Annotated in this window: 7 protein-coding genes; 4 read left to right on the top strand and 3 right to left on the bottom strand. The window is 58.5% G+C overall.

Annotated features, from left to right (window positions below):
* Positions 1-372 precede the first annotated feature (372 nt).
* From yaaA to QMX84_RS18410, 4 genes are all read left to right on the top strand, one after another.
* Complete coding sequence (gene yaaA, locus QMX84_RS18425) at positions 373-1,152, top strand: peroxide stress protein YaaA (RefSeq protein ID WP_048368242.1); 780 nt, start codon at positions 373-375, stop codon at positions 1,150-1,152.
* Positions 1,153-1,162: 10 nt separating this feature from the next.
* On the top strand, positions 1,163-1,627 hold the full coding sequence (locus tag QMX84_RS18420; RefSeq protein ID WP_048389804.1) for a hypothetical protein: 465 nt from the start codon (positions 1,163-1,165) through the stop codon (positions 1,625-1,627).
* Positions 1,628-1,637: 10 nt separating this feature from the next.
* Complete coding sequence (locus QMX84_RS18415; protein WP_282364478.1) at positions 1,638-2,456, top strand: SDR family oxidoreductase; 819 nt, start codon at positions 1,638-1,640, stop codon at positions 2,454-2,456.
* A 299-nt stretch (positions 2,457-2,755) separates the two neighbouring features.
* Positions 2,756-2,956, top strand: coding sequence for a hypothetical protein (locus QMX84_RS18410; protein WP_153333476.1), 201 nt, complete (start codon positions 2,756-2,758; stop codon positions 2,954-2,956).
* Positions 2,957-3,101: 145 nt separating this feature from the next.
* On the opposite strand, the gene QMX84_RS18405 is transcribed toward QMX84_RS18410, so the two are convergent.
* The 3 genes from QMX84_RS18405 to QMX84_RS18395 are packed head-to-tail and all read right to left on the bottom strand — an operon-like array spanning position 3,102 to position 7,940.
* Positions 3,102-4,340, bottom strand: coding sequence for an HlyD family efflux transporter periplasmic adaptor subunit (locus tag QMX84_RS18405; protein WP_262124584.1), 1,239 nt, complete (start codon positions 4,338-4,340; stop codon positions 3,102-3,104).
* 40 nt (positions 4,341-4,380) lie between these two features.
* Positions 4,381-6,576, bottom strand: coding sequence for a type I secretion system permease/ATPase (locus QMX84_RS18400; protein ID WP_282364477.1), 2,196 nt, complete (start codon positions 6,574-6,576; stop codon positions 4,381-4,383).
* A complete protein-coding gene (locus tag QMX84_RS18395) occupies positions 6,573-7,940 on the bottom strand; it encodes a TolC family outer membrane protein (RefSeq protein ID WP_282364476.1) in 1,368 nt (455 codons plus the stop codon). Before QMX84_RS18395 ends, QMX84_RS18400 begins: the two co-directional genes overlap by 4 nt.
* Between the last annotated feature and the right edge of the window lie 107 nt (positions 7,941-8,047).

Genomic DNA, 8,047 nt, shown 5'->3' with positions numbered 1-8,047 from the left:
GTAGGCCCGCCGCGATCGGCCATCCATGGCCGTGTCGCGGCTAACCCGGCGTCCTGCCGGGTTACCCACTGCGCAAAACCTGCGTTCGGCCAGCGTGGTTTAATGGGGCCTTTTAGATCAAGATCAAAAGCAAGATCTAGATCAAAAGATCGCGAGCAAGCTCGCTCCTACAAAGCCTTTAAAATCAATCACTTATTTTATGTTTGATAAGAGCGAGCTTGCCTCGCGATCTTTTGATCTGCCCCCTATCGCAGCCTTCGTGCCTCGTCAGCGACGACAAGCGCCTTGTTTTTCAGGGCCTATCACCACCATAGGTGGAGTCAAACCGCTCAACCCCCTAGAATCGTCCGGACGCTAACAGGAGACGACCTCATGCTGATGGTGATTTCACCCGCTAAAACCCTCGACTACGAGACGCCGCCAGCCACTGCGCGTTTCACCTTGCCGCAATACCTGGATCACTCCCAGGAGTTGATCGAACAACTGCGCACACTGAGCCCGCAACAGATTGGCGAGCTGATGCATTTGTCCGACAAACTCTCGGGCCTCAACGCGGCCCGTTTCGGCAGCTGGACCCCCGACTTCACTCCTGACAACGCTAAACAGGCGCTGCTGGCGTTTAAAGGCGATGTGTATACCGGCCTGAATGCGGTGGACTTCAGTGAGGCCGATTTCGACTACGCTCAAACGCATCTGCGCATGCTCTCCGGGCTTTACGGCTTGTTGCGCCCGCTGGACTTGATGCAACCGTACCGCCTGGAAATGGGCACCAAACTGGCCAATGCCCGGGGCAAGGATTTGTACGCGTTCTGGGGCACCCGTATCAGTGAATGGCTGAATGAGGCGCTGGCCGAGCAAGGCGATGACGTGTTGCTGAATCTGGCCTCCAACGAGTACTTCTCGGCGGTAAAAAAGTCAGCCCTGAACGCTCGCATCATCAATACTGAATTCAAGGACCTGAAAAACGGTCAGCACAAAATCATCAGCTTCTACGCTAAAAAAGCGCGCGGCATGATGAGCCGTTTTGTGATCAAGGAACGCATTAACAACCCGGCCGATCTCAAGCAGTTTGACGCTCAGGGCTATCGTTACAGCGCTGAACAGTCAAAGCCCGATCTGCTGGTTTTCTTGCGCGACGAAGCTCCCGAGTAGAGGCGTAGCCATGTTTGTCGGCGTTTTACTCATCATTGCCTGGCTCGTACTGTTGCTGCGCTACCCGCGCAAGGCGTTTCCGGTGTCGCTGGCAGCGCTGGTCGGATTGGCAATAGTGGCTGCCTGCGTGGCCTGGCAAGACAGCCGGGAGGCCGATCAATTGGCCCGGCTGGATCTGCGCATTGTCTACGACCCGGCACAATGCCCCGCAGATCGCCCGCTGCAGTTAACCCTGACCAACAGCAATGACGTGCCGTTGAGCGAGTTGTCCTGGCGGATCGCGGCGTACGCGCCGGGTGACACGGTCAACCTCGCTGACAACCAGTACACGGCCCCGCATTATCGTGGCCCCGGTGAGTTGCAAGCGGGCGCCTCGTGGCAGGACTGTTTGCCAATGCCGCCGCTGCGCACCGGGTATCGCGCGCCAAGCCTGGAATTTCGCGCTGAGCGCCTGCAAGGCAGCTTCTCCAATTAAGGATATTTCGATGCGCCGTGTTTTGATTACCGGGTGCTCCAGCGGCATCGGCCGCGCCATGGCCGATGCTTTCAAGGCGGCGGGCCACGAAGTGTGGGCCAGCGCCCGCAAACCGCACGATGTCGAGCACTTGGCCGCCGCCGGATTTATCGCCCTGCAACTGGACGTCAATGATCCGGCAGCCCTGGCGCAACTGGCTGAGCGTCTGAGCCAGGAGACCGATGGCCTGGACGTGTTGATCAACAACGCCGGCTACGGCGCGATGGGCCCGGTGCTCGACGGGGGTGTTGACGGCCTGCAGCAGCAGTTTGAAACCAATGTGTTTTCAGTGGTTGGCGTCACCCGCGCATTGTTTGCTGAACTGCGTCGCAAGCAAGGGCTGGTGGTGAACATCGGCAGCGTGTCCGGCGTACTCGTCACCCCGTTCGCCGGGGCGTACTGCGCCTCGAAAGCAGCGGTCCATGCATTGAGCGATGCCTTGCGCATGGAACTGGCGCCTTTTGGTATCCGCGTGCTGGAAGTTCAGCCTGGCGCCATCAACACCCAGTTTGCGAAAAATGCCAGCGATCAGGCTGAACACTTGATAAGCGAGAGCTCCCCGTGGTGGCCGATGCGTGAAGGCATTCGTGCACGGGCCAAAGCTTCGCAAGACAACCCCACCCCCGCCACCGCGTTCGCCACAGCCGTACTCAACGCCGTAGACCGCCCAAAACCGCCCCACCTGCTGAGGTATGGCAATGGCAGCCGCGCACTGCCGCTGCTCGCCGCGCTGGTGCCGGCTGGGCTGCTGCAAAAAATTCTGATGAAGCGATTTGGCTTGAATCGTTAACAGTCGCCCAACCCATCAAAGTGCCGGAATTTATAGGGCTTATATCGAAAGAGCATGAAGCCCTATGACGGCTGACCCGCGCTTTAAACCCACGTTAAACATCCACTTAAACAACACCCTCGCCCTATCACGCACAGCCGAAAAGTTCTTTATTGACGGCTTATTCAATAAAACAAAATTGTTTGAATCGACACTTCAGAGGTGATATTACATCGCCAATAGACTATGTTCAGTCTCGATCAGTATTCATATTGCTGCACGCGGCAGTCGATACCGCGTACGACACAAGGAGTCAGAAAATGCCTGATAAAACAACGCGTCTCACAATTCTTATTGACTCTTCGACCAAGCAAAAGCTGGAGATCCTGTCTGAAGAAACAGACCTGACCATCTCTCAAGTCATCCGAAAACTAATAAGAGACCACCTGCATCAGTATGAGAACAAAACGATTAACTTGCCGAGCAACCGGGAAAAGTTAGATTCGTCAACTCATGCTTAATATATAAATAGGACTAATACTTTAGCATTAACTCATTAATACTCTTTACACGGGTTATTAGTGTCACTTACTTAAAAGACTATTTTTCAGGTTGAACCAGGAATGCCCCATATCATTGGGGCACCCGTGGTGGCAGTACAATTCCCTACCGCTCACGCAGCGCCTCGCGCGCGCGATTCATTGGCTTGATCAAGTAGTCGAGCACGGTTTTGCGCCCGGTCTTGATGTCAACCGAGGCGATCATCCCCGGCACGATCGAGAACGTTTTCCCGGCCTTGTTCTTCAACACATCGGCATCGGTACGAATAAACACGCGGTAGTAGAAGACCTCGGGTTTGGCTTCGTCCTGAATCGTGTCCGGGGAGATGGTCACGACTTTGCCGTCCATTCCGCCGTAGATCGAGTAGTCGTAGGCGGTGATTTTGACCTTGGCCACCTGGTCCGGGTGGATAAAGGCGATATCACGAGGCGAGATGCGCGCTTCGATGAGTAGCTGTTCATCCATCGGCACGATTTGCATCAGGCGGCCGTTGGGCGGGATGACGCCGCCGATGGTCGTTACCTCGATGTCTTTGACGATGCCGCGGACCGGCGAGCGCAAGGTCAGGCGGGTCACGGAGTCGGAGCGCCCGCGCATTACCGACGACAGGGTCTCGACGTCGGCGTTGGCTTTGGCCATCTCCTCTCCGGCGTGCACCATGTATTCAGAGCGCGCCTGGGTCAGTTTTAACTCCAGCTCGGCCTTCTGACGCTTCAGGCGCAGCACTTCGACGTTGCTGGCCGCGCCGACCTTGGCCAGGTTTTCGGTAATTTCAAGCTCGCTGCGCACCAGCGCCAACGAAGAGCGCACCCCCGCCAGCGATTCATCCAGGCCCTTGCGCCGCGTGGTGTACAAGTCGGTTTCAGCGCGGATCAAGGCCGGGTAGCCCTGCAATTCATCGGGGAACACCAGCGGTTTGCTGTTCACTTCGGCCTGCAAACGCACCACGCTGGCCAGGGCTGCCCGGTACTTGGCCGCACTTTCATCGAAGTTGGATTCACTTTTGGTCGGGTCGAGCTTGGCCAGGGTTTGCCCGCTCGCCACGATATCGCCCTCGCTGACGTTCAATTCGGTGACGATCCCGCCTTCCAGTGACTGAATAATCTGCTCGCGGGAGGTCGGAATGACCTTGCCGGTACCGTTCGACACTTCGTCGACTTCAAAAAAGTAAGCCCAGACGCCAAATGCGATCAGCATGAGGCACACGTAGCCGACCACCCGTGTTGCCCGCACCACGGTGCTGTCGTCAACGCCATCGTGATACGGCCGGGTGTTGTCGTCTTCGCTGGCCAGCAGCGGGATTTTCTTAGGCCCTTTTGGCCCGTTGGACGTTTTATTGTTCATGTGAAGGTCCTTGAGCGCGACGCTATCCGTGGCTGCGGGTTCATTGCGCGGCTTTCTGTGGTTTGGACAGTCGTGCTATCGCATTGTCTTTGCTGTCATCGACGACGATCCGCCCGTTGTCCACGACAATGATCCTGTTGACCAGGCTCAAGACGCTCATCCGGTGGGTGGCAATGATCAAGGTGCGATGACCGGCCCACTTGCTCAGGTTCTGGATCAGGTTGCGCTCGCTCGCTTCATCCAAAGACGCCGTGGGTTCGTCCAGCAGGACGATATGCGGCTGGCGAATAAACAGACGCGACAGCAACAAGGCCTGGCGCTGCCCGCCCGAAAGCCCCAAGCCGCCCTCAAGGATCAAATGGTCCATGCCATCGGCAAATTTGCTGACGAACTCTGCGGCGCCGGTCAGCGCCAGCGCGTTAAGGATTTCGCTGTCGGTGGCGTGAGGCGCGCCGAGGATCAAGTTGTCGCGCAGGGTGCCGTGAAACAGCCGGGAGTTTTGTGTGAGCAGCCCGACGTCGCGGCGCACGTCCGCCGGGTCGATGTGCCCTAGGGCAACGCCGTCCAGGCTGATGCTGCCCTCCTTCAGATCGAGCATCCCGGCCAGGGCCTGAAGCAATGTCGATTTGCCCGCACCATTGCGCCCCAGCACGGCGATACGTTCACCCGGCTGGATCTTCAGATCCTCCACAATCAACGCGGGTGCAGGAGAATCGCTGGAGTACTGAAACGCCGCCTGATTGAGCACATAATCGCCGCGCACCACGGGCAAATGCACCCGCTTGCTGCCATCAGCATGATCCACCGGCAACTGCATGATCTGGTTGAGGCTTTGCAGGGCAACTTTGGCTTGCTGCCAGCGCGTCAGCACGTGGGTGAGCTGCGCCATAGGCGCCATCATGCGGGACGACAGAATCGACGCAGCCACCAGGCTGCCGGTGGTCATGTCGCTGGCCATGACCATCGGCGCACCGAACACCACGACCACGGCAAATACCGAGCCCTGCACCGTGTTGCTCCAGGACACCAACGAGTTGGTCAGCATGCGCAACCGCAAGTTGGCATCGGCGCAACTGGCGTTGTAGTGGTTCCACTGCTGCTGAAAACGCTGCTCGGCTTGCAGCGACTTGATATCGTCCAAGCCCTGGATCGTCTCTACCAGCATGGCGCTGCGCAACGAGCTTTCGCGCATCGACTCATTGGCCATACGCGCCAGTTTCTTTTGTGACATCAGGCCCGGCACCACCATCAACACCACCGCGAGGATGGGGATCGCCACCAAGGGCCCGGCGATAAACCAGAAGATCACCAAAAACAGCAAAAAGAACGGTAAATCTGCCAACGCCGTGGCGGTGCTGGAGGTGATCAGGTCGCGCACCTGTTCCAGTTCTTTGATCTGCGAAATAAACGAGCCGGTGGACTTGGGCCGCACGCTGTTGCGCAGGCGGATGGCGTGGCCGAACACCAAATCAGACACGCGCAGGTCGGCACGTTTGCCGAGCATGTCGGTAATGCGTACGCGGGTCAGGCGCATCATCAAATCGAACACCAGCGCCAGCACCACGCCGCCAAACAGCACGTACAAGGTGGGCATCGACTCGGCCGGAATCACCCGATCGTACACCTGCATCGAGAACAGCACCCCGGCCAGCCCCAGCACGCTGGTGACCAGCGACGCCAACATCACGTAGCTGTACGGGCGCAAGTCCCTCAGCACGATGTTTCGGAACCAGTCCTTCTCGTAGGTTTTTATATAGTCATCGATCCGCGCATCGCGCACCGCACGCATAGGGCGCAGCACCACGATTTTGCTCGCGTGCGCGATCAACTCCTGACGCGAAATGCGGCTTTGCAAACCCGCGTCACCGCTGTAGGTGATGCCCAAATCATCATCGTCGCCCAGGGTTTGCAAGACACCGACCTGCCCATCATCAAACTGCAGCACCAACGGCATTTGCCGCTGCATAAGGGTGGTCGCGGTGAAGTCGACAATCACACAGTTGAGCCCCGCCTGGCGCGCCATCAGCCGCACCACTTCCTCGACGGTCTTGCCTTCGGTCCATTGCACGGCGAGGCGCACGCTTTGTGCGGAACACTCCAGCCGATAGTGCCGGGCAACGAGCAGGACCGCATCCAGCCACACTTCATAATCCAGCGGAGAGGAGTGGTTCGGCGCCGTTTCAGCGGGTTGTTCGGCGGCTTGCGTGTCGGCCTCAAGCATCACGGTATCGTTCATGGTCGAATCTCCACGCCTTGGATCGAGCTGTTATCCAGATGGAAGGCTGTGCGCAATCCGCCGGTGTTGTAGAGGCAATCAATCTTCAGGCGGCGCAGGTCGGACGCGGTGTTTTCACGGTCCATGCGCGCCTGGTGGATTTCCTGCTCGGCATTGAGTAAATCAAGCAGCGGCCGGGTCCCCAGCTCCAGGTATTGCTGGCGATACAGGTCGCGGGTTTCAGAGATGCTGCGCTCACGAAAATCCAGGGTCGAAAGACGCTGGGTGAGGCTGGAGATTTGATCCCGCGCCTCCAGCAGCCCTTGGCGCACTGAAAGCCGTGCGGCGTCGTTTGCGTATTGCGCCGTGCGCAGGGCTTGTTCAGCGGAGGCTTTGCGGGCGTTGATCGCACCGCCCTGATAGATCGGCATTTTCACGTTCAGAAACACCCCGTAGCGTGTTCTGTCGCGGCCGTTTTGAACGTTGTTGTCGTTGCTGTCCAGGTACTGGGTCAGTTCCGGATCCAGCGACAACGTGGGCAACGCTTCAGCCCGGGCATTGGCGATTTGCGCCACGGCATCAACCTGCTGCGCCTGGGCGATCAACAACGAAGGAGTCACGGCTTCATCGGGCACCACGCCCTGGCAGGAATGCTCCAGGCTGTCCGGAAACCCCGGCGTGACGCTGACCGGCGCCTGCGAGCCAAGCAAGCTGCTCAATGCCCCGCGCCAGCGGTTAAATTGCGCCGTGAATTGCAGCTGCGTCGCCATCGCCGCTTCGACCCGTGAGCGCGCCTGAATCAAGTCAGAACGCGTACTGGCGCCCATGTCGCTGCGTTTTTGCGCCAGGTCGGCAATCGCTGCCAGGCCATCCACTTGCTCGCGGGCCAGCCTCTGCAAGGTTTGCGCGCGCTGTAACTCAATTACAGAGAACGAGGTTTCCCGGGTCACCTGATCGACCGCCAGCAACACCGCCGCCTGGCTGCCGTTGACGCGGGCAAGGGCGCTGTCGACGGTGCTCGACACCTTGCCAAAGTCATACAGCATCTGTGACATCGACAAGGTAAACGCCTGGCTTTCGCCGCTGCCGTTCAAGCCACTGTCATAGCCCGAGCGCAACCCGCCGCTGATTTGCGGGTAGTAACCGGAACGGGCAATGGTCACGTTCTGTTGTTGCTGATACAGCTTGCCGATCGACTCGGCGATAGCCGGGTGCCACGCCACGACCATTTGTACCGCGCGGGTCAGGTCGAGGGTGCCCGGAACTACTCGTTGCGGGGGGATCGGCGCACTGACGCCCATTGGCCCTCCCGGTAAATTCGTGCCCAATTGACTCGGGCTGATGGTGCTGACGCTTTCGGCGTCGTCATACATCGATTTGGCCATGACCCGTTCAAGTAACAGCGGGGTTAACGCAACGGCACAAACCACAACCGACAACTGTTTAACCAGCGTTCTATGCCTCAAATCCAGCCCCCAGATGAGTGTTGACC

The sequence above is a fragment of the Pseudomonas sp. PS01297 genome (assembly GCF_029959305.1).
Classification (GTDB): Bacteria; Pseudomonadota; Gammaproteobacteria; order Pseudomonadales; family Pseudomonadaceae; genus Aquipseudomonas; species Aquipseudomonas helleri.
Note: the sequence above shows the minus strand (reverse complement) of the source record. Positions and strands in the feature narration are given on the sequence as shown.

Bases quoted from the DNA above. Each gene is read 5' to 3' on its own strand.
- yaaA (WP_048368242.1), top strand. From the start codon at position 373: ATGCTGATGGTGATTTCACCCGCTAAAACCCTCGACTACGAGACGCCG.
- QMX84_RS18420 (WP_048389804.1), top strand. From the start codon at position 1,163: ATGTTTGTCGGCGTTTTACTCATCATTGCCTGGCTCGTACTGTTGCTG.
- QMX84_RS18415 (WP_282364478.1), top strand. From the start codon at position 1,638: ATGCGCCGTGTTTTGATTACCGGGTGCTCCAGCGGCATCGGCCGCGCC.
- QMX84_RS18410 (WP_153333476.1), top strand. From the start codon at position 2,756: ATGCCTGATAAAACAACGCGTCTCACAATTCTTATTGACTCTTCGACC.
- QMX84_RS18405 (WP_262124584.1), bottom strand. From the start codon at position 4,340: ATGAACAATAAAACGTCCAACGGGCCAAAAGGGCCTAAGAAAATCCCG.
- QMX84_RS18400 (WP_282364477.1), bottom strand. From the start codon at position 6,576: ATGAACGATACCGTGATGCTTGAGGCCGACACGCAAGCCGCCGAACAA.
- QMX84_RS18395 (WP_282364476.1), bottom strand. From the start codon at position 7,940: ATGGCCAAATCGATGTATGACGACGCCGAAAGCGTCAGCACCATCAGC.